Here is a 19,549-nt window from a genome sequence, read left to right on the forward strand (position 1 = left end):
CATGTTCGGCAGAAGTTTCGCTCCAGTCGACAAAAGCCAGCCCCCGGCGTGCGCCGCCGCCCGGCGCGACCTACTACCTCCGCGCTCGGCGGGCCGGGTGCGCCCTTCGCCGAGACGACCCCCGGTACGCCTCCTTTGCCCTGCTTCGGCTCAGGCACCACCAGACAGCCGGTATCTGGACAGGCGGTGTCGCGTCCGCCGAAGCGGAGCAGAGGACGTGAGAGAGGTCGCTTCAACCCCTGTTCCGCCAAGCGGAACATTGCCGGAAAATGCGTCGGTAAATGCGCCGCCGATTATTTCCGAATGCCGTGGACGCACCTGTCGAAGAGGCGAGAATGTGGCAGAGGGAAGTCGAAAACGGGGGGACTGAACATGACGTCTAGGCGGCGATTGACGCTGTTGGCGGTAACCATCGCAGCCGCACCACTCGTCCTGGGTGGGTGCACCGCCGACCGGGAGTCGGCGGCTGGTCCGGCCAAGGACCACGTCGCCAGCCCGGAGCTCGCCGTGACGCCGGGGGACAAGGCCCGGGACGTCCCGGTCAGCGCCGAGGTGGGCACTGTGGTCAAGGGTGGACGAGTTATCGGTGTACGCCTCACCGACGACAAGGGCAAGCAGGTCAACGCCGAGCCGCGTGAGGACGGCTCGGGTTGGGTGCCGACCGTGCCGCTGCAACCGCGACGGACGTACACCGCCGAGGTGACCGCGACCGGTGACTCGGGTGCCACCACTACTCGCACCACCACGTTCACCACGATGGCCAAATCGACCAAACCGCAGATCACCAGCACCCTCTATTTCGTCGGTAATCGGACGTACGGCACGGCGATGCCGGTAACCGTGGCGTTCGACCCGGCAATTCCGAAAGAGGCCAGAGCGGATGTCCAGCGGCGGTTGTTCGTGAAGACGAATCCGCCGCAGCCGGGCACCTGGTCGTGGATCGAGGATGGCAGTCAGGTCTATTACCGGGCACCCGATTTCTGGAAGCCGGGGACCACGATCAGCGTCCGGGCCGGCCTGGAGGGTCTGCCGATCGGTAAGGATCGGGTCGGCGACGCCGAGCGGACCGCGACCTCCAAGATCGGACGTCAGCTCTCGCTGGAGATCGACAACGCCACCAAGCAGATGACGGTGCTGCGTGACGGCAAGCAGATCCGCCGGATCCCGGTCAGCCTGGGCAAGCCGAGCACGCCGAGCTCCAGCGGCAAGATGGTGATCATGGAGAAGCACGAGCGGACCACCTTCGACACCCGGGGTGAGCCGAACGGTGGCTACGTGGTCGACGTCGACGACGCCCAGCGCTACACCTGGGGTGGCGAGTTCATCCATTCCGCCCCCTGGTCGGAGGGAGACCAGGGCAACACCAACGTCTCGCACGGCTGCGCGAACGTCTCCGCCACCGCCGCAGACTGGTTGATGGGGGTGACGCAGGTCGGTGACCTGATCACCGTCAAGGGCACCGAGGTGGAGTTGCAGCCGGGCAACGGCTGGACCGCGTGGAACGTGAGCTGGGACGAGTTCGCCCGGGGCAGCGCCCTGCCGGTGCCACCCGGGCTCAAGCCCGCCCCGGTCGCCCCGGCGCACCCGGGTGCGGTGGCCGGTGGGTCGCCCGCCCCGGCGCCCTCGGTCAGCGGCCGCTGAGTCTGGCCTTCGGAGCCGGCCCGCCACCGCGGCGGGCCGGCTCCTGGCTAGCACCGAACCGATCGCTGGCAGCTGGGCGACTCGACACGCCGAGCGCCGCCCGGCTGAGCTGCCACCGATCGGTTCGACGCCCGTGGCACCGGGCGTTCAGTCCAGCGGTACGCGTGCCACTCCGCGCCCGATCAGGCTGCTCAGCCAGAGTTGATCGCCGTGCTGGCGTACCCCGGTGATCATCCAGTAATGCCCGCTCGGGCCGTGCAGCGTACGGCGGACCGCGCCCGTGCCGTCGACCAGCGCGACAAGCCCGTAACGGCGTGGCTGCGGCTGCATCGCGTCGGGCAGCAACGCGGCGATCTGGCGCAGGCGAGGGTGCGGCAGCAGCCGCTCCGCGATCGGCACCCGTGGGCTGGGCAGGGCGATCCAGTACGTGCCGTCGCCCACGGCGGCGAGATTGTCCGGGTACGCGGGCAGGTCGGCGAGAACCCGGACGCCACCGCTCAGCTCGACGCGGAGCAGGCGGTGGGTGGTGGTCTCCACCAACATCAGCGCCGACTCGTCCGGGGTCAGCGCGATGCCGTTGGGAAAGTAGAACCCCTCGGCCACCACCTCGGTGCGGCCGCTGCTCGGATAATGGGCCAGCACCCGACCGTTGGGGCGGTGCTCCAGCAGGTCCCGCTTCCAGTGCGAGACGGGGAACCGGTCGGAGCTGTCGGTGAAATAGATGGTGCCGTCCCGGCCCACCGTCGCGTTGTTGGCCAGGTGGACCGGGGGTGCCGTCCCGGTCAGTTCGCGTACCGCGCCGTCGGGCGTGACCCGCAGCAACCCGCGGTACGCGTCGCACACGATCAGCGCCTCACCGGACGGGTCCAACTCGATGCCGAGCGGCCGGCCCCCGGTCTCGCCCAGCAACCGGGGTCGGGTGCCGGCCGGCGCGTCGACCGGCCACCACCAGAGCCGGCCGTCCTCGTCACCACTGATCACCCGGCCGGTGCCGTCGACCAGCACGTCCTCGGGCCCAACGGCACCCTCGGGGAGGGGTAGCAACTCGACTCGGTCGAGCCGGCAGTCGGTGGGCGCCCACGCCCCGGCCAGCGGGGGAGGGACGGTTGCCGGCTCGCGGACGGGACGGATCAGCCGGGGCGGCCGGGGCCGAGGGATCAGCATCGGCCTATTCTCCACCGCCGGGGCGGGCCGTTTCCGAATCGTCGTTCTGGCGGCGCGCCAAAATCCATGATCCACTCCAGGTCGCCGACATTGGGGTGTTCCGTTGGCCTGGATACCCCAACATCGGCGATCTGGAGTGGATCACCGTCCGAGCAGGCGTCGCCGCGGCCACCACCGCTGGCTTCCAGCCCGGGCCGCCACCCCTGGCCTCCGCCCCTGGCTTTCAGCCCTCGGCCTCCGCCCTCGGCTTCCAGCCCCTGGCCTCCGCCTCCGGCTTCCAGCCCCCGGCCTCCGCCTCCGGCCGCCGCCCCTGGCCGCCGCCCCTGGCCGCCGCCCCTGGCCTCCGCCCCTGGCCTGCGCCCCGAGGGGGATGAGGGGTACCTCGGGGTATGACCCTGGGCGTACCCGGAATCACTCCGCCGAGGGGCGAAACTGTCGGTGGTGGCGGCTAGATTTCTGGGCATGGGAGAGCACAGCGACCGGCTCGGCGTGCAGGTCAGCGTGGGTGATCAGGTGGTCCTCGTGCGGGTGACCGGCGAGGTCGACATCGCCACTGTGGGCGCGTTCCGGTCCGCGTTGTGGTCCGCGCCGGCTCGTCCGGTGCTCCAACTGGATCTGTCCGAGCTGCGGCTGCTCTCCGCCGCCGGTGTCCGTGCGTTGCTCGCCGCGCATCTGCGCGTCCGGGCCCGCGGCGGCGAACTCGTCCTGGTCGACCCGAGCCCGGTGGTGGCGCGGGTGCTGCGTGCTACCGGGCTGCACCGGGTGATGCCTATTCTGCAGCCGACCCAGGTGGTCGAGGCCGCGCGTCGCCCGGTGACCGCGACAGCGCACCTGCAGTTGGCTGCCTGACCTGGCCCCAGAGCCCGTTCGACCGGGCACCCGCCTGAGCCCGCTGTGGCTAACCGGCACTCGCCTAAGCCCGCTGTGGCTAACCGGCCCCAGCGTGAGCCCTGCTGAGGCCGAACGGCACGCCCGAGCCCCGCTGAGGCCGAACGGCACCCGCGCGAATGAGGTCGAACGGCACCGGCCCGAGGCCTGCTGAGGCCAAACTGGACTCGCCTACTCGGGTGCGGTGCGGGGCCGCCGGCGTGGGCCGGCGACCCCCCGAGAATCGGTCAGCGCACGCCGAGCAGGTCGACGATGAAGATCAGGGTCTCGCCCGGCTTGATGACGCCGGCCGCGCCGCGGTCGCCGTACCCGAGGTGCGGCGGGATGGTGAGGCGGCGGCGGCCGCCGACGCGCATGCCGACGACGCCCTGGTCCCAGCCGGCGATGACCTGACCGCCGCCGAGCGCGAACTCGAACGCCTCGCCTCGGTTCCAGGACGAGTCGAACTCGCCTCCGGTGGAGTGGGATACGCCGACGTAGTGCACGCTGGCCAACTGGCCCGGCTCGGCCTGCGGGCCATCTCCCACGGTGACGTCCTCGATCACGAGGTCGGCCGGCGGTGCACCCTCGATCGGACCCACCTCGGGCTTGCCCGATCGGGCGCCTGCTGCCTGGTTCATGCGGGGATCTCCTGCCGTGTTGGCTGATGTGTCCGGTCACCGTCGATCCTGCCGGATCGCACCTCACCGATGTGCGGCGGACCCGCCACCCGCACCGCCACCCAACTCGCCGATCTTGCACTTTGGGTCGCCGATCTGCGGAAGATTGCACCTTTCGTCGGGGCAGAAACCGCAAGATCGGCGAGGCGGGAGGCCGCGCGCGCGTACAGCGACGCCTGCACGCGGCTGCACTGGCGGGTGGGTGACTTCGCTGGACCGACGACGTCGGGTCGGCCGTTCGCCTAGGCTCGGAAACGGCCGACCAGCGGGGTAGCGGGCGGCGCACCGTGGTCGATGCGGAGGGCGTCGGTGGCTGAGGCGACGGTCACGGTCCCGCTGTGGGCCTGGGCTGCCGTCGGCGCGGTGATCGCGGTGCTGCTCGCCGTGGATGTGCTCCTGCACCGGGACAACCACGTCATCGAGCTGCGCGAGGCGCTGTTGTGGAGCGCCGTCTGGATCGGTGCGGGGCTGCTGTTCGGGTTGGTCGTGTGGTGGAGCCTCGGTGGCGACCCGGCTATCGCGTACTTCTCCGGCTACCTGCTGGAGAAGGCGCTCTCGGTGGACAACGTGTTCGTCTTCGCCCTGCTCTTTGGCTACTTTCAGGTGCCGCCGGGCTACCAGCACAAGGTGTTGTTCTGGGGTGTCGTGGGGGCGCTGCTCTTCCGCCTGCTGTTCATCTTTGCCGGCGCCGAGCTGCTGCATCGGCTCGCCTGGGCCGGGTTCGTGCTCGGCGCCTTCCTGATCTGGACGGGCTGGCGCCTGGCCGTACGCGGGGAGCCGGACGTCGATCCGGAACGCAACGTGGTGGTCCGGCTGTTCCGTCGACTGGTGCCCACCGACCCCCGCTACCACCGCGACCGGTTCACTGCCCGGGTGGAAGGCCGGCGTGTGGCGACGCTGCTGCTGGTGGCGCTCGTCGCCATCGAGGCCACCGACGTGGTCTTCGCCATCGACTCGGTGGCGGCGATCCTCGCCATCACCGACAACACGTTCCTGGTCTGGTCGGCCACCGCGTTCGCCGTACTGGGGCTGCGCAGCCTCTACTTCTGCCTCGCCGGCCTGCTGCGACACTTCGGTTACCTGCGGTACGGACTGGCGTTGCTGCTGGCCTTCGCGGGGTTGAAGCTCATCCTGGCCGAGACACCGGTGGGCAAGCTGCCGGTCTGGCTGACCCTCGCGGTGGTGGTGTCGACCCTGGCGGTCTCCATCGGTGCCAGCATCCTCGCCGCCCGTCATCCTCGAACCAGCAGCTGAGCAATCAGGGGCGGGCCGGCTCGATGCGGGCGGTGACGTCGAGGTGCGCCGGCTGGCAGTCCGTCGTCGCCGCGAATCGGCGGACCGCCGCGCGGACGTGCTCGCGTACGCCCGCGGCCGGCGCGTCGGCCGTCAGGTCCACCCGGATCCACACATCGGGGTGTGGCGGCTCTCCGGTGAGCACCACGCGGGCGCGGCGTACACCGGGGTTGCCGGTCAGGTCGCGTTCCAGCGCGTCGGCGAGGACGTCGGCGGCCAGCCGGGTGCGGCCCGGTCGGCGCCCAGGGTGGCTCAGGGTGCCGCGCAGCGTGCCAGCGGGTCGCTGTAGCTCCCGGGCGAGTAGGCGCTGCCCGGCCAGGGCGACGAGCGCCCCGGTGACCGCTGCGGCCAGCGTGCTCCACGGCGCGGCCATCCGCCACCGGTCCAGCAGCCCGGCGTTGAGCAGCACCGCGCCGGGATCGGTGCCGGGTAGGGTGCCGAAGCCGGCCGCCAACGCCGCTGCGCCGCCCGCCACCAGCAGCAGCGCGATGATGGTCCACAGTAGGCGGTGCCCGGCGTTGGTCATGCCGGCCGCCTTTGCGGATGTAGTCGGACGTCGATCCGGCCGGGGCGTAGCGCGGTGAGCCGGTGCAACTCCTGGTGCACCGCGTACTCGATCTCCGCCCGGGCTGCCGGGTCGCCGGTCGCGCGTACCTGGGGGCGCCACTGGCCGCCGCGTCGCCGGACCCGGACCCGGGCGCGGCGTACGCCCGGCACGGCGCTGGCGGCGTCGGCCAGACGTTGCTCCACGCAGCGCCGGTGCAGGTACCAGCCGTCGCGTTCGTCGGTGCGCAACCGCACCGGCGTCCAGGGGCGCAACTGGGCGACCAGGATGGCCAGGCCCAGCAGGACGGCCCCGCCGGCCACCGCCCGGACACTCGGTTCGCGCCACCGGGTGCCGCTCAGAGCGTCGAACCAGCCGGTGGTGTCGAGGGGTGCCGGGCGGTGCAGGGCGAGCAACAGTGCCTGGACGGCCGTCAGTGCTCCGCCGACGAGCAGTGCGGTGGCCAGCAGCAGCGAGGCGACCCGGTTGACGCTGCGCATCTCAGTCGTCCTCCGGCAGGACGGCCGCCGGGGCTGCGGAGACGTCGACACCGGGGACGAGTAGATCGTCCACGGTGACAGTCACCACCGCCACGCTGAGCCCGGTGGTGGCGGCCACCCGGTCGGCGACCACCGCCCGGACCGTCTCGGCGATGGTTGGCACGCTGTGCCCGTACCAGGTGATCAGGTGCAGGTCGAGTCCGACGGACCGGTCGCCCAGGCGGACCGCCGCCGGACGGACGACGGACACGCCCGGTACCAGGCCGGCCGCCTGGACCGCGATCCGCGCGACGTCCGCGGCGTCGGCCGGGTGGCGTTCCGACCCGGTGGCCGGGTCGGTGTTGGGGCTCGTCTGCGCGGCCGGGCGGCTGGTCATCGGCGTCGCCGATTTTCGGCGTGGCGGTCGCCGAGGCCGGTCACCGCGAGGTCGCCGTCGAGAACCCGGACCACCAGCCAGCCGAGCAGGCCGGCGAGCACGGCGAGGGCGGCCACGCCGGCGCTGGCGAGCGCCCAGACCGCCACGGCGAGGAAACCGGCGAGGAAGCCGAACTGCTGTCGCGACATGGTCACCTCCCGCCGGTTCGGTACCGGCGGTCGCTGGATACACCCGGGAGCCATGACTGGAACGTCGCACGGCTGTGATCCCGGTCACATCCTAAGTCGGTGGGCCATGATCGACCACCTAGACTCGGCCCGGCTCGACCGACCGGCGGATGGATCAGGCAGATGACGAGCATCGGCAGCGACGACCGCGGCTGGCTGCGGGCGGTGCCCGCCGACGGCGGACGCGACACGACGCTCAGCCGCGCCGGCCACCGGGTCTATCCAGCGCGCCGGCTCAGTGATCTGGTGCAGGGTCGCCCGCCCGGTGTCACCGGCAGCCAGTGGAGTTCCGCCAGCCGCGCCAGCTTCGACTTCGTGGTCTGCGCCGCCGACACCGGCCGGGCGATCGTCGCCGTGGAGATCGGCCCGGTCGCGTCCGCCGGCTCGACAGAGCAGCGCGACGAGCGACTGAAGGACGCGGTGAGCGCAGCCGTCGGGCTGCCCGTGCTGCGGATCGGATCGCCGACGCTGCGGGCGGCCGAGCACGGCCGACGCCTCGTGGAGTACGTCATCGACGCGCGCGCCTACGCCGCAGGCGGTGCCGGGATGACCGCCGCCGGTGACGAACCGGACCCGGTGGGCTTCCGGGACATCCTCGGCCGGCTGCCGGACGGCCGCACCGGGCCGGTCAACGACCTCGGCGCGCTGACCCGGGCGGCGACGGTCGAGGCGTACGTGGCCGGGCGGGTGGCCGACCCGATCGTGCGCGGGCTGCATGTGCGCTGGTCGGACGGGCCGGCGCAGGGGTGGAGTTGGGTGCAGGTTCGCCCCGACGCGTGCCTCGTCGAGCGGGTCTCCGTGACCGAGCACCGCTTTTCGTGTGGCATCGACGCGGCCCGACTGGCCGAGGATCTCGCCACGGTCGCCGTGGGGGAGCGGCTGCGTGCGAACGCGTTCACGGACCTGCTGCCGCGCACCGAGTTGACCGCGCAGATCGTCGCGCTGAGTCGGCGCCGTCACGAACTGGTGGGCGGATTCGCCTTCGACCACCTCTGCGCCGACTGACTGGCACCAGTTTCACCTGCTGACTCCTGCTCCGCACCGGCTCCGTGTCGGGTCGCGGCAATTTCCTGTGCGCCGGTTGAACCTTCCCGGTCGCCGTCCCGTACTCCTGCGCGAATGAACAGGATCTCCCCATCCGCGTCGACCGGACGCGGGAGACGGTGCGGAAAGGGCATCGTCGGCCATCGACGCATTACCGGGTAGGTCACGGTGGTTGCCGCCGTGGCGTGCCATCTCACAGACGTCGGTCCGCCGAGGGCAGGAATCCACTACCGGATCGAGAAGGAGAGCAATTCGATGCGCAGGTCCACACGGGCGCGCCGGTCATCCGGCAACGCGCGGAGCAAGCGTCTGCTGGCCGTTGTCGGCACGCTCGTGGTCTTCGGCGGAGTCGTCGCCGTGACCCAGATTTCGTCGGCCCAGGACCGGCGGACAAATAAGCCACGTCCGGCTGCTGGGCAGTGCGTGGAACCGAGCCCGGGCTCGACCGCGCCGACTGGCAGCTCGACCAGCCGGACCTGGCAGAACGGTCGGTGGGTGCGCAATCACTGGGGTGACGGACAGCAAACGATCCCCGAGTGCGAGGACGGCAAGGACGGCACAGTGGGGACCGGCACGGCCATTGCCTGCCCGGACGTGACGGCCAAGCTGCCGCAGGTGCCGGCCCGGGCGCGGGCCGAGGTGGATCGCAATCTCGCCCAGTTGCAGTCGCAGATCGCCGAGGCGGACCGCCGGCTGGCGGCCGAGGGCAACAAGGGTGAGGCGTTCATTCGTAGCGCGATCCTGCAGCCGTTGAGGGATAAGCGGCGCGCGGTGCTGGACCGGATCACGAGCGCGATCGACCGGGTCGGGCCGCGGCCGCAGGGTCTCGCGCAACTCGCCGATTGCCAGGTGCAGCCGACCGGCAACACGGGCGGCAACAACGGTGGCAACAACGGTGGCGGCAACAACGGTGGCGGCAACACCGGTGGCAACAACGGCGGTGGCAACAACAACGGTGGCAACAATGGTGGCAACGCCCCCGGTGCCGGACTCGGCGTGCTCGCCAACGACTGCGACGAGAGTCGACTCCAGCCGCACGACGGTTTCCAGATCGGCAACCGCTGCGTGAGCACCGAGTTCGGTGAAGTCGGCGCCGCCGCCAACAACCCGTCCCTGCTGATCACCCAGTTCCCCGACCAGGTCGGCCGCAACCAGGCGTTCACGTTGCGGGTCAGCACCCGCAACCTGGTCCGGGACCGCTTCCTGGCCGCCGGCCAGGGTGGCTACTACGTGGAGAGCTCGCTGCTCAACGCCCAGGGCCTGGTCCGGGGGCACTTCCACACCGCCTGCCGGATGTTGGACAGCCTGACCACCCCGCCGGAGCCGCAGGAGGTGCCCGCGTTCTTCGTCGCGACCGAGGACGGCCGCGGTGGTGCCCAGCCTGACGAGGTGACGATTCAGATTCCAGGCCTGCCGGAGGCGGGTACCGCGCAGTGCTCCGTCTGGGCCGGTGACGGCTCGCACCGCTTGCCGATGATGGAGCGGGCCAACCAGACTCCCGCGTTCGACTCGGTACGTATCGACGTCAACTGATACGACTCGACAAGTGGCGGCCGGCCACCCGGGGCGACATCCCCTGGGTGACCGGCCGCCGCATCGTTTCGTGCCCGGACAAACCGACGGGGTCACGCCGTTTCCGGCGTGACCCCGTCGTCAACTCGGGTGTCAGCGCGTCTTGTACGCCTCAACGACCTCAACCGGGATCCGGCCCCGCTCGGAAATCTTGAAGCCGTTCTTGATGGCCCATTCCCGGATGGCCCGGTTCTGCTCCCGATCCATTCCGGCGCCGGTGGGTCGCCCCGGCCGCCGGACTGATCGGGTGCTGTCCACCGGGCCGCGCCCGATCCGCCGACCCGCATTGATGTACGGATCCAGTGCCTTGCGCAGGACGCCGGCATTTTCGTCCGAGACGTCGATCGTGTAGGCCACGCCATCGAGACTGAACTCGACCGTCCGGTCGGCCTTGCCGCCGTCGAGGTCGTCGGTCAGGACCGTGATTACTTTTCTCGCCATTGCCGATTACTCCCTGTGTGCGGCGGGATGTGCCCAAAGTCTGACCTATCAACCCGGTAATCCGCAACAATATGCGTCCCATTCATTCGGCGCGTCGCGATTCCGTTACGAAGCAAAACCGCGAATCGGTGCGATGGCGGGGCTTCAATCACCGAGGAGACCGGCGTGACCGGCGACGGCGGCCGCCTCCGCCCGGTTGAACACGCGCAGTCCGCGCAGCAACGCGGCGGTCATCCGTTTCACCGTCAACTCCGGGACGTGCAGTTCTTCGGCGATGTCGACGGTCGTGCGGCCGGTGGCCACCGCCCGGAGCAGCCGACGGCCTTCGGTGGCGATCGGGAGGAGCAGCTCCAGGCCGCGGGCGAAGAGGGGATGGGCAGTGACCTGAGTCACAGATCGGAACAAGGGGAACGCTTTGTTACTTGAGCCAGACACGCTCAACTCAACGCGATAGCAGGTGTTCGATGGCAACTCTTCCGGTACTTCCCCTGACCGACGCCGTGCTGCTGCCCGGCATGGTCATCCCGGTGACCCTCGACCCGACCACCCAGGCCGCGATCGACGCGGCGCGGGCGACCGGTGACCGCAAGCTGCTGGCCGTGCCGCGTATCGACGGCGAGTACGGCCCGGTCGGCGTCGTCGCCACCATCGAGAAGGTCGGCCGGCTGCCCGAGGGTGAGCCCGCCGCCGTCATCCGTGGCCTGTCCCGGGCCCGGATCGGCTCCGGCGTGCCCGGCCCGGGCGCCGCACTCTGGGTCGAGGCGACCGAACTCGACGAACCCGCTCCCGCCGGCCGCGCCCGCGAACTCGCCCGCGAGTACCGCGCCCTGGTGACCTCCGTGCTGCAGCAGCGGGGTGCCTGGCAGGTCATCGACGCGGTGGAGCGGATGACCGACCTGTCCGAGCTGGCCGACTCGGCCGGCTACGCGCCCTGGCTGACACTGGACCAGAAGACCGAACTGCTCGCCGCGCCGGACGTCACCGCCCGGTTGGAGTTGCTGGTCGGCTGGGTGAAGGACTACCTGGCCGAGCAGGAGGTCACCGAGCAGATCAACAGTGACGTCCGCGAGGGGCTGGAGAAGTCACAGCGGGAGTTCCTGCTGCGCCAGCAGCTCGCCGCGATCCGTAAGGAACTGGGCGAGGACGAGCCGGACGGCTCGGCCGACTACCGGTCCCGCGTCGAGGCCGCCGAGCTTCCTGACAAGGTCCGCGAGGCGGCCATGCGCGAGGTCGGCAAGCTGGAGCGGGCCAGTGACGCCTCCCCGGAGGCGGGCTGGATCCGCACCTGGCTGGACACCGTGCTGGAAATGCCGTGGGGCACGCGTACCCAGGACAACACCGACCTGGCCGTGGCCCGGGCGGTGCTCGACGCCGATCACGCCGGGTTGGCCGACGTGAAGGACCGCATCCTGGAGTACCTGGCCGTGCGCAACCGGCGGGCCGAGCGCAACCTTGGTGTGGTCGGCGGTCGCGGCTCCGGCGCGGTCCTCGCCCTCGCCGGTCCTCCCGGAGTGGGCAAGACCAGCCTCGGCGAGTCCGTGGCGCGGGCGCTCGGGCGCAACTTCGTCCGGGTGTCGCTCGGTGGCGTCCGCGACGAGGCGGAGATCCGCGGTCACCGGCGCACCTACGTGGGCGCGCTGCCCGGCCGGATCGTCCGCGCGCTGCGCGAGGCCGGCTCGATGAACCCGGTCGTGCTCCTCGACGAGGTGGACAAGGTCTCCGCCGGCTACGCCGGCGACCCCGCCGCCGCCCTGCTGGAGGTGCTCGACCCGGCCCAGAACCACACCTTCCGGGATCACTACCTGGAGGTCGACCTCGACCTGTCCGACGTGCTGTTCCTGGCCACCGCCAACGTGGTGGAGTCCATCCCCGGCCCGCTGCTGGACCGGATGGAGCTGGTCACCCTGGACGGCTACACCGAGGACGAGAAGGTCGCCATCGCCCGCGACCACCTGCTGCCTCGGCAGCGGGAGCGGGCCGGTCTGACCGTCGAGGAGGTCAGCGTCGCCGACGAGGCTCTCGCGCTGATCGCGGGGGAGTACACCCGGGAGGCTGGAGTCCGGCAGCTCGAGCGTGCCCTGGCCAAGATCCTGCGCAAGGTGGCGGTGACGCTGGCGACCGATCCGACCCCGGTACGCGTCGACACCGACAACCTCACGGGCTACCTCGGACGGCCGAAGTTCACTCCGGAATCGGCCGAGCGCACCGCGGTGCCTGGCGTGGCGACCGGCCTCGCCGTCACGGGCGCCGGTGGGGATGTGCTCTTCATCGAAGCGACAAGCATGGAGGGTGAGCCGGGGCTGACCCTGACCGGTCAACTCGGTGACGTGATGAAGGAGTCGGCGCACATCGCGCTCTCCTACCTGCGCTCCAACGGGCGTCGGCTCGGCATCGACCCGAACGCCCTGGCCGGACGGCGGATCCACCTGCACGTCCCGGCGGGCGCGGTGCCCAAGGACGGCCCGAGCGCCGGCATCACCATGGTCACGGCCCTGGCGTCGCTGGTCACCGGCCGACCGGTCCGCCCCGAGTTCGGGATGACCGGCGAGGTGACGCTCTCCGGTCGGGTGCTGCCGATCGGCGGGGTGAAGCAGAAGCTGCTCGCCGCGCACCGGGCCGGTCTCACTGAGGTGATCATCCCGGCGCGTAACGAGCCCGACCTGGACGACCTGCCGACCGAGGTGCGCGAGGCGCTGACCGTGCACACCCTGGCCGACGTGGCCGACGTGCTCGCCCTGGCGTTGCGGCCAGCCGAGGTCGAGGCGCTGGACGGGCCGGCGCTCTTCACGGTCTGACGCTCTGAGCACGCAGGACCCCCGCCGTCTTTGAAGACGGCGGGGGTCCTTCGGGTACGCGGACAGAGGTCTACTGTCTCGCTTGAACCCTCAACTACCTCTCCGCCGTGAGGCGGCCCCTGGAGGAACAACCGTGAACCTGGTGCTCTGGATCATGCAGATCCTGCTCGCCGTCGCCTTCGCCGGCGCCGGCGTCACCAAACTGACCCAGCCCAAGGAGAAGCTGCGCGACCGGATGGCCTGGGTGGACCCGGTTCCGCCGACCCAGGTCAAGGCGCTCGGCGCCGTCGAGTTGCTGGCCGCCATCGGGCTGGTGCTGCCTCCGCTCACCGGCATCGCCACCGTGCTGACCCCCCTCGCCGCGGTCGGGCTGGTCATCGTCATGATCGGTGCCATCCTGGTGCACCTGCGCGACCTGAAGAAGCGGGACACGGAGGCCGCTCGGCGGGTGGAGATCCAGGGCGCGATCTTCTGCGCGGTGCTGCTCGTCCTCGCCGCCGTGGTCGCGTGGGGCCGCTTCGGCCCGTACTCCTTCTGAACTGACACGCCGGCGACCGTCGTACCACGGCGGTCGCCGGCAGCGTGCTCAGCGCTCGTCGCCCCCGCGGTCCCGACGCACGGTGGCCTTGCGGCCCTTGATCGTGCTCTGGCGCAACCCGGAGATCACCTCGTCGGCCACCCCCTGCGGCACCTCCACCAGCGAGAACCGGTCAGCGATCTCGATCGAGCCGATGTCTCGGCCGCGGATCCCGGTCTCCCCGGTGATCGCGCCGACCAGGTCCTGCGGGCGCACCCCCGCACGCCGGCCCAGGCCGACGAAGACCTGGACGGTGTTGCCGCCGCCCGAACGCGGCCGGCCCCCGCCACGCCGGTCGCCGCCCCGGCCGCCGCTCTCCGGTCGACCCTCGCGGGGCCCGCGCACCGGCACCTGCGGGATCTCCTCCTCGTCGTCGGAGCCCGGCGACGTCACCTCGTGGGCCAGCTTCACGGCGGCGAGGGCGACCTCCATCAGGTCGAACTCGTCGGTCAGCGTCTCCACGATCACCCGGAACGGGTCGAGGTCGTCCTCCAGCAGGCTCTCCCGCAGCGCCGCCTGGGTCAGCTCCAGCCGGCGGGTACGCATGTCGGCCACGGTGGGGATCTTGTCGATGGTGATCCGCTGGCCGGTCACCCGTTCGATGGTCTTGAGCATCCGGTGCTCACGCGGCTCGGCGAGGGTGATCGCCACGCCCTCACGCCCGGCCCGGCCCACCCGGCCGATCCGGTGCACGTACGACTCCGGGGCCGACGGAACGTCGTAGTTGACGACGTGGGTGAGCTGCTCGACGTCCAGACCACGCGCCGCCACATCCGTGGCCACCAGCAGATCGGCGGTGCCCGCCCGGAGTCGGCTCATCACCCGGTCGCGCTGCTCCTGGCTCATACCGCCGTGCAGCGCCTCGGAGCGGTAACCCCGACCGTTCATCGTCTCGGTCAGCCGGTCGACCTCCTCCCGGCTGCGGCAGAACACGATCGCCGCCGTGGGCGACTCCACGTCCAACACCCGACCCAGCGCGGCCGGTTTGTGCGCCCGGGTCACGATGTAGGCGCTCTGCCGCACCCGGGGTGCCTCACCGGCGACCGGCTGCTCCCGGCCGATCTCGATCCGGACCGGCTCCCGCAGGTGCTGCCGGGCCATCCCGTCGATCCGAGACGGCATGGTGGCCGAGAAGAGCACCGTCTGACGCTCTGCCGGAGCGTGCTCCAGGATCGCCTCGATGTCCTCGGCGAAGCCCATGTCGAGCATCTCGTCGGCCTCGTCGAGCACCACCGTCGCCAGCCCGCCGAGGCGCAGGGTGCCCCGGGCGATGTGGTCGAGGGCCCGCCCGGGGGTGGCCACCACCACGTCGACGCCCGAGTCCAGTGCCCGCAGCTGCCGCCCGATCGGCTGGCCACCGTAGATCGGCAGCACCCGCGCGCCCAGGTCCTTGCCGTAGCGGTGGAACGCCTCGGAGACCTGCACCGCCAGCTCCCGCGTCGGCACCAGCACCAGCGCCACCGGGTCGCCGCCCTTGCGGTGTGCCGTCATGAGGTTCAGCAGCGGCAGCGCGAACGCCGCCGTCTTGCCGGTGCCGGTGGCCGCCTGACCCAGCAGGTCCCGACCCTCCAACAGTGGTGGAATCGCCTCCCGCTGGATGGGGGTCGGCTCCTCGTAGCCGAGGGCGGACAGCGCGCCCAGCAACTCGGGACGCAGCCCGAGCTCGGTGAAGGCGTACACCTCATTGGCGTCGGCGGGGGCGGCGTCGGTCGGTGCGTCGGTCGGTGCGTCGTGCTGTGCAGGTGCGGAACTCATGTGCCAAGCCTTTCATTACGCCGTCCGGGCCGCTGCGCCGACCGGCACAAGAACCGTCACGCGCACCCGCGCACGGGTGCAGGAGCCTTTGCGTGCCGGCTCATGATCTGCACAACTTCAGGGAAAGTGGTGCCTCCGCGACGCCTGAGGCAGCAGTTTCCCGGAACTTGTGCAGATCATGTCGACCTGGGGCCGACGGGTGGTTCGGTCAGGCGTCGGTGGTCAGGATGGCAAGGATCATCGTGCCGGCCAGCGCCGCGTCGAACACTGCGCACCACTCGGCGTAGCCGCGCGGCACCACCTTGGCGGTGCGGTGGTCCATCAGGTCCCATCCGGCATGCGCCAGCCAACCGAGCGCCACCAACCAGGCGGCGGCCCGCCCGCCGACCGTGACCGCGACCAACGTCAGGGCGACCCAGACGGCGAGCCCGCCGAGCTGGGTGGCGAGCACCCTCCGCCGACGCAGCGTACGGCGGGCCATGCCGATCACCAGATAGCCGCCGGGCAGCACCAGCATCGTCCACGGGCTGAACACTCTCGGATCTACCCACAGCTCCACGGTCATCAGCACCGCCAGCCCGGTCGGCCAGCGGTGCGCGAGCGCCACCACGGCCGGGTGCCGGCGTACCGCCACCGGCGGGTCGTGCCGGTGGCGCACCGCCACCAGCACCATCGCGGGAACCATCAGCAGATGACCGCCGAGCAGCAGCGCGTCCGCGTCCAGCAGCCCGGCCCACAACGGTACGAGCAGCAACAGGAACGGGACGTACATCGCGGCGGCCATCGCACCGACCCCACGCCAGTGATGTGCCCGGTAGCGCATCCACACTGTCATTCCGATGGTCATGTTCGTGGCCATCACCAGCGCGGCAACGTCCGGCCGGCTCAGTGGCCCGGCCAGCCCCAACGCGGCACCGGCCGCGTCCCACAGCCCTCCGAGCAGCAGCATCCCGGCGACCATCGCCAGCGCCATCTCGCCGAGGTGCCGCAGCAGCCGCCGCGTGCCGCCGGTCGGTGCCGCGTCCGAGGGGCCCGTGTCGGGGCGCGCGGGGTTGGGGAACGCCGCGCCCGAGGGTGCCGGCTGGTCGGTCGGCAGCGGCCCGGGCGGCGGTACGGCAGCGATGTTGTCCGCGTACATCCGTGTCTTCTCCATGCCTCGACCCTGCCGGTGTCCCCGGCGCGGCGGGCAGACCCGTTCGTCACGGGAAAACCGTGCGGGTCGCACGGTCAAACCGTGATGGTTGGCGACGGTGGGCCGGGTGCCGGGCAGCCCTAGGATCGGTGCGTGGCGAGCGAGGCGGTGACTCCGCGGGCGGACCGCCGGCTGCACCGGGCTCGGCAGGCAACGCTCTTTTCGCTGGCCACCGGCGTCTGGGCGAGCGTCCTGCTACCGGCGCTCGGCCTGACCCGTGAGCCCGATCCGGGCCGGGTGGCGCTCGGCGCGGTCGGCATCCTCGCGTTCACGATCGCCCAGACGGTTGTGCTGTACGCGGCCGTGACGCCGTGGCTCGACCCGCGCTGGCGGCGGCGCGCTCAGCTGGGCCTCGCCGGAGCGGCGGTGCTGACCGTTCCGCTGGTGGCTCCGGTGGCGGCTGGCAGGTGGCCGACCTGGGCCTGGCTCGGTGCGGCACTGATCGGCATGGCGCCGCTGCTGCTGGTGCGGCTGCGGGCTGCGTTGGCGTTGGCGGCCGGTGTCCTGGTGGTGGCGGTGGCGGTCGCCTGGTGGACCGGCGGTTCCGTCCCGCGCCACGTCGCCGTCACTGGTGGGATCGGGGTGGCCGTCGCCGCCGTGAACGGGTTCCAGGTCTGGTTCTGGGGGCTCCTGGTAGACGCCCGGCAGGGTCAGGCCGCTCAGGCCCGGCTGGCCGCCGTCGAGGAACGGCTGCGCTTCGCCCGTGACGTGCACGACGTGCTGGGGCACAGCCTCACGGTGATCGCGTTGAAGGCCGAACTTGCCGCCCGGCTCGCCCCGGTCGACCCGGAACGGACCGCTCGGGAGGCCGCCGAGGTGCAACGGCTGGCCGCGTCCGCGCTGATCGAGGTACGGGAGACCGTGCACGGCTACCGGGCCGTCGACCTCGACGAACAGCTCGCCGCGGTGGTGGGGGTGCTGCGCTCCTGCGGGGTACGGTGCACGGTCCTGCCGCCGCCACCGGACCTGCCGCAGCCCGTCGCCACCGAACTGGCGGCGGTGCTGCGCGAGGCGGGCACCAACGTGCTGCGACACAGCCGGGCCGACTGGTGCCGGATCCGCATCGAACGGGAGGACGACGTGGCCAGGATGACAGTGGCCAACGACGGGGCCGACGACCGTGCCCCGGACGCGCACAGCCACGGCCTGCGCGGGTTGGCCGACCGGCTCGCCGCAGCCGGGGGCGAGTTGCGGGTACGCCGGGAGGACACCGTGTTCACCCTCGAGGCCACCGTGCCGGTGCCGTCGTGATCCGCGTCCTGCTCGCCGACGACGAGGACCTGATCCGGGTCGCCGTCGCCGCACTGCTCGGCCTCGAACCCGACATCGACGTGGTGGCCCAGGCCGCCGACGGGCCCTCGGCGGTCACCGCGGCACTGGCGCACCGCCCGGACGTGGCCGTGGTGGACCTGGAGATGCCCGGCTTGGACGGCATCGGGGTGGCCGCTGAGCTGACCCGGGCCCGACCGGAATGCGCGGTGGTCGTGCTGACCGGGCACGGCCGCCCCGGGCACCTGCGCCAGGCACTGACCGCTGGCGCCCGAGGGTTCCTGCCCAAGGGTTCGCCGGGGAGTGCGCTCGCGGACGTGATCCGCCGGGTGCACGCCGGAGGCCGCTACGTCGACCCGTCGCTGGCCGCTGACGCGCTGACCCTGCCCCCGTGCCCACTGACCCCTCGGGAGTTGGAGACGCTACGGCTGGCCGAGGTCGGTGCCCCGGTCGCGGTGATCGCCCGTCGGGTGCACCTGTCCACCGGCACCGTGCGCAACCACCTCTCCGCCGCCGTGCAGAAGCTCGGCGCGGCCGACCGGGCCGAAGCGGTACGCACCGCCCGGGACAACGGCTGGCTCTGAGACGGATTCTCTCCCTCATCTCTCCTGGCCACTGGTGGCCTGCGGGTAGCGGGCGCCGTTGAAAGTGACTCGCAGCGTGTACACCGAACCGCCGGCGGTGATGAACAGGTGGTTGCGTTTCGGCCCGCCAAAGGTGAGGTTGGCGACCGATTCGGGCAGCAGGAGCTTGCCGATGAGGGTGCCGTCGGGGTCGAAGCAGTGCACGCCGTCCCAGGCGGCGGATGGGCGACACCCGCGAGGCGCTCGCGGCAATACCCGGCATCCAGGAAGCACACATCGTCGCCGGCGTGTCCTCGCTACTGGTGAAGATCCGCACGGCGACCACCGAGGACCTGCAGGCGGTGCTGCGCAAGATCTTCGAGATCGACGGAGTCACCAGCACCCAGACCACCGTGGTGCTCGAGACATTCTTCGAACGCCCGGTGCAGGTGCTCGACCAGCCCCCCGAGACGAGCGCGCCCGGTCCCGATCTGTCGAGATGACACGGACCGCCCGGCTAGCGTGGGCCCGTGCGTACGGTGGAACTGGTCTGCTCGCCTGGGTTGGAAACCGCGGTCCGGGCGGTCTGGGGCCGGTTGGCGGCCGCTGGGCTGCCCAGCTTGGCCCGCAACATCCATCCGACCAACCGGCCGCATCTCACCCTCGCCGCGGTGGACGATTTTCCGCCCGGGGCCGAGCACCGCCTGGCCGAGCTGTTCGACGCCGCGCTGCCGTTGCCGGTCACACTCGATCGCGTTGTCGTCCTCGACGGCAGCGCCCCGTTGGTCTGGCTCGTACGACCAACGCCGGCACTGACCTCGTTGCACGCCGCCGTCTGGGACGTTCTCGCCGACGCCGACGGGCACCGTCCCTGGCACGCCCCGGGGGCGTGGGTGCCGCACCTGAGTCTGGCGCTGCGGTTCCGCGACGCGGATCTGCGGATGGCCCGTGCCGTCGCCGGTGGGCAGCGCCCGACAGGTGATTTCGCCGCCGCCCGCAGCTACGACGGCACGGACCGGACGGTGAGCCGGCTCGGTCGGCTCCGCTAG

At 71.4% G+C, this 19,549-nt stretch carries 20 protein-coding genes and 2 pseudogenes; 11 read left to right on the forward strand and 11 right to left on the reverse strand.

The genetic code is table 11. The features are described 5' to 3' along the window. Positions 1-372: 372 nt before the first annotated feature. Positions 373-1,641, forward strand: a complete 1,269-nt coding sequence (locus ACLQ28_RS11410; RefSeq protein WP_425686190.1) for an Ig-like domain-containing protein — start codon at positions 373-375, stop codon at positions 1,639-1,641. A 147-nt stretch (positions 1,642-1,788) separates the two neighbouring features. Here the strand turns inward: ACLQ28_RS11410 and ACLQ28_RS11415 are convergent, their stop codons facing one another. Then, positions 1,789-2,805, reverse strand: a complete 1,017-nt coding sequence (locus ACLQ28_RS11415) for an SMP-30/gluconolactonase/LRE family protein (RefSeq protein ID WP_425686191.1) — start codon at positions 2,803-2,805, stop codon at positions 1,789-1,791. Between the two features lie 462 nt (positions 2,806-3,267). On the opposite strand from ACLQ28_RS11415, the gene ACLQ28_RS11420 reads away from it, so the two are divergent. Then, positions 3,268-3,654: an STAS domain-containing protein gene (locus tag ACLQ28_RS11420; RefSeq protein ID WP_425686192.1), complete on the forward strand. Its 387-nt coding sequence runs from the start codon at positions 3,268-3,270 to the stop codon at positions 3,652-3,654. A gap of 266 nt (positions 3,655-3,920) precedes the next feature. On the opposite strand, the gene ACLQ28_RS11425 is transcribed toward ACLQ28_RS11420, so the two are convergent. After that, entirely contained in the window at positions 3,921-4,313 is a 393-nt protein-coding gene (locus tag ACLQ28_RS11425; RefSeq protein WP_425686193.1) for an FKBP-type peptidyl-prolyl cis-trans isomerase, read from the reverse strand. A gap of 333 nt (positions 4,314-4,646) precedes the next feature. Here ACLQ28_RS11425 and ACLQ28_RS11430 point away from each other — a divergent pair, with 333 nt between their 5' ends. Continuing rightward, positions 4,647-5,606, forward strand: a complete 960-nt coding sequence (locus ACLQ28_RS11430; protein ID WP_425686194.1) for a TerC/Alx family metal homeostasis membrane protein — start codon at positions 4,647-4,649, stop codon at positions 5,604-5,606. A gap of 4 nt (positions 5,607-5,610) precedes the next feature. On the opposite strand, the gene ACLQ28_RS11435 is transcribed toward ACLQ28_RS11430, so the two are convergent. From ACLQ28_RS11435 to ACLQ28_RS11450, 4 genes are read right to left on the reverse strand one after another with little or no spacing between them, the layout of a single operon-like run. Further along, positions 5,611-6,171, reverse strand: a complete 561-nt coding sequence (locus tag ACLQ28_RS11435) for a hypothetical protein (protein ID WP_425686195.1) — start codon at positions 6,169-6,171, stop codon at positions 5,611-5,613. Further along, on the reverse strand, positions 6,168-6,689 hold the full coding sequence (locus ACLQ28_RS11440) for a DUF6286 domain-containing protein (protein ID WP_425686196.1): 522 nt from the start codon (positions 6,687-6,689) through the stop codon (positions 6,168-6,170). The genes ACLQ28_RS11435 and ACLQ28_RS11440 overlap by 4 nt, the downstream gene beginning before the upstream one ends. Position 6,690: 1 nt before the next feature. Next, positions 6,691-7,065 carry an Asp23/Gls24 family envelope stress response protein gene (locus ACLQ28_RS11445; RefSeq protein ID WP_425686197.1) on the reverse strand — a complete coding sequence of 125 codons (375 nt, stop codon included), beginning with the start codon at positions 7,063-7,065 and terminating at the stop codon, positions 6,691-6,693. After that, positions 7,062-7,253 (reverse strand): hypothetical protein, encoded by a 192-nt coding sequence (locus ACLQ28_RS11450; RefSeq protein WP_425686198.1) that lies wholly within the window; start codon positions 7,251-7,253, stop codon positions 7,062-7,064. The genes ACLQ28_RS11445 and ACLQ28_RS11450 overlap by 4 nt, the downstream gene beginning before the upstream one ends. A gap of 162 nt (positions 7,254-7,415) precedes the next feature. Here ACLQ28_RS11450 and ACLQ28_RS11455 point away from each other — a divergent pair, with 162 nt between their 5' ends. Beyond that, the gene (locus tag ACLQ28_RS11455) at positions 7,416-8,297 is read left to right on the forward strand and encodes a DUF2726 domain-containing protein (protein WP_425686199.1); all 882 of its coding nucleotides are present in this window, start codon (positions 7,416-7,418) and stop codon (positions 8,295-8,297) included. Between the two features lie 294 nt (positions 8,298-8,591). Continuing rightward, the gene (locus ACLQ28_RS11460) at positions 8,592-9,869 is read left to right on the forward strand and encodes a hypothetical protein (RefSeq protein WP_425686200.1); all 1,278 of its coding nucleotides are present in this window, start codon (positions 8,592-8,594) and stop codon (positions 9,867-9,869) included. Between the two features lie 132 nt (positions 9,870-10,001). Here ACLQ28_RS11460 and ACLQ28_RS11465 read toward each other — a convergent pair whose 3' ends face one another. After that, positions 10,002-10,349: a histone-like nucleoid-structuring protein Lsr2 gene (locus ACLQ28_RS11465; protein ID WP_425686201.1), complete on the reverse strand. Its 348-nt coding sequence runs from the start codon at positions 10,347-10,349 to the stop codon at positions 10,002-10,004. Between the two features lie 144 nt (positions 10,350-10,493). Beyond that, positions 10,494-10,742 (reverse strand): LuxR C-terminal-related transcriptional regulator, encoded by a 249-nt coding sequence (locus ACLQ28_RS11470; RefSeq protein WP_425686202.1) that lies wholly within the window; start codon positions 10,740-10,742, stop codon positions 10,494-10,496. A gap of 71 nt (positions 10,743-10,813) precedes the next feature. Here ACLQ28_RS11470 and lon point away from each other — a divergent pair, with 71 nt between their 5' ends. Both lon and ACLQ28_RS11480 read left to right on the forward strand, forming a co-directional pair. After that, positions 10,814-13,144 (forward strand): endopeptidase La, encoded by a 2,331-nt coding sequence (lon, locus tag ACLQ28_RS11475; RefSeq protein WP_425686203.1) that lies wholly within the window; start codon positions 10,814-10,816, stop codon positions 13,142-13,144. Positions 13,145-13,277: 133 nt separating this feature from the next. After that, positions 13,278-13,682: a DoxX family protein gene (locus tag ACLQ28_RS11480; protein ID WP_425686204.1), complete on the forward strand. Its 405-nt coding sequence runs from the start codon at positions 13,278-13,280 to the stop codon at positions 13,680-13,682. 48 nt (positions 13,683-13,730) lie between these two features. On the opposite strand, the gene ACLQ28_RS11485 is transcribed toward ACLQ28_RS11480, so the two are convergent. After that, complete coding sequence (locus ACLQ28_RS11485; protein WP_425686205.1) at positions 13,731-15,476, reverse strand: DEAD/DEAH box helicase; 1,746 nt, start codon at positions 15,474-15,476, stop codon at positions 13,731-13,733. Between the two features lie 208 nt (positions 15,477-15,684). Further along, positions 15,685-16,629, reverse strand: a complete 945-nt coding sequence (locus tag ACLQ28_RS11490; protein ID WP_425686206.1) for a hypothetical protein — start codon at positions 16,627-16,629, stop codon at positions 15,685-15,687. Positions 16,630-16,761: 132 nt separating this feature from the next. Here ACLQ28_RS11490 and ACLQ28_RS11495 point away from each other — a divergent pair, with 132 nt between their 5' ends. Together ACLQ28_RS11495 and ACLQ28_RS11500 are read left to right on the forward strand one after the other, a co-directional pair. Continuing rightward, a complete protein-coding gene (locus tag ACLQ28_RS11495) occupies positions 16,762-17,919 on the forward strand; it encodes a histidine kinase (RefSeq protein WP_425686207.1) in 1,158 nt (385 codons plus the stop codon). Then, positions 17,916-18,521: a response regulator transcription factor gene (locus tag ACLQ28_RS11500; RefSeq protein WP_425686208.1), complete on the forward strand. Its 606-nt coding sequence runs from the start codon at positions 17,916-17,918 to the stop codon at positions 18,519-18,521. Before ACLQ28_RS11495 ends, ACLQ28_RS11500 begins: the two co-directional genes overlap by 4 nt. A 15-nt stretch (positions 18,522-18,536) precedes the next feature. On the opposite strand, the pseudogene ACLQ28_RS11505 reads toward ACLQ28_RS11500, so the two are convergent. Then, positions 18,537-18,743: pseudogene (locus ACLQ28_RS11505) on the reverse strand (SMP-30/gluconolactonase/LRE family protein); the annotation flags it as partial. On the opposite strand from ACLQ28_RS11505, the pseudogene ACLQ28_RS11510 reads away from it, so the two are divergent. Beyond that, positions 18,743-19,003: pseudogene (locus ACLQ28_RS11510) on the forward strand (Lrp/AsnC ligand binding domain-containing protein); the annotation flags it as partial. The pseudogenes ACLQ28_RS11505 and ACLQ28_RS11510 overlap by 1 nt on opposite strands. A gap of 27 nt (positions 19,004-19,030) precedes the next feature. Then, entirely contained in the window at positions 19,031-19,549 is a 519-nt protein-coding gene (locus ACLQ28_RS11515) for a 2'-5' RNA ligase family protein (RefSeq protein ID WP_425686209.1), read from the forward strand.

This window comes from Micromonospora sp. DT201 (assembly GCF_049841575.1).
GTDB lineage: Bacteria > Actinomycetota > Actinomycetes > Mycobacteriales > Micromonosporaceae > Micromonospora.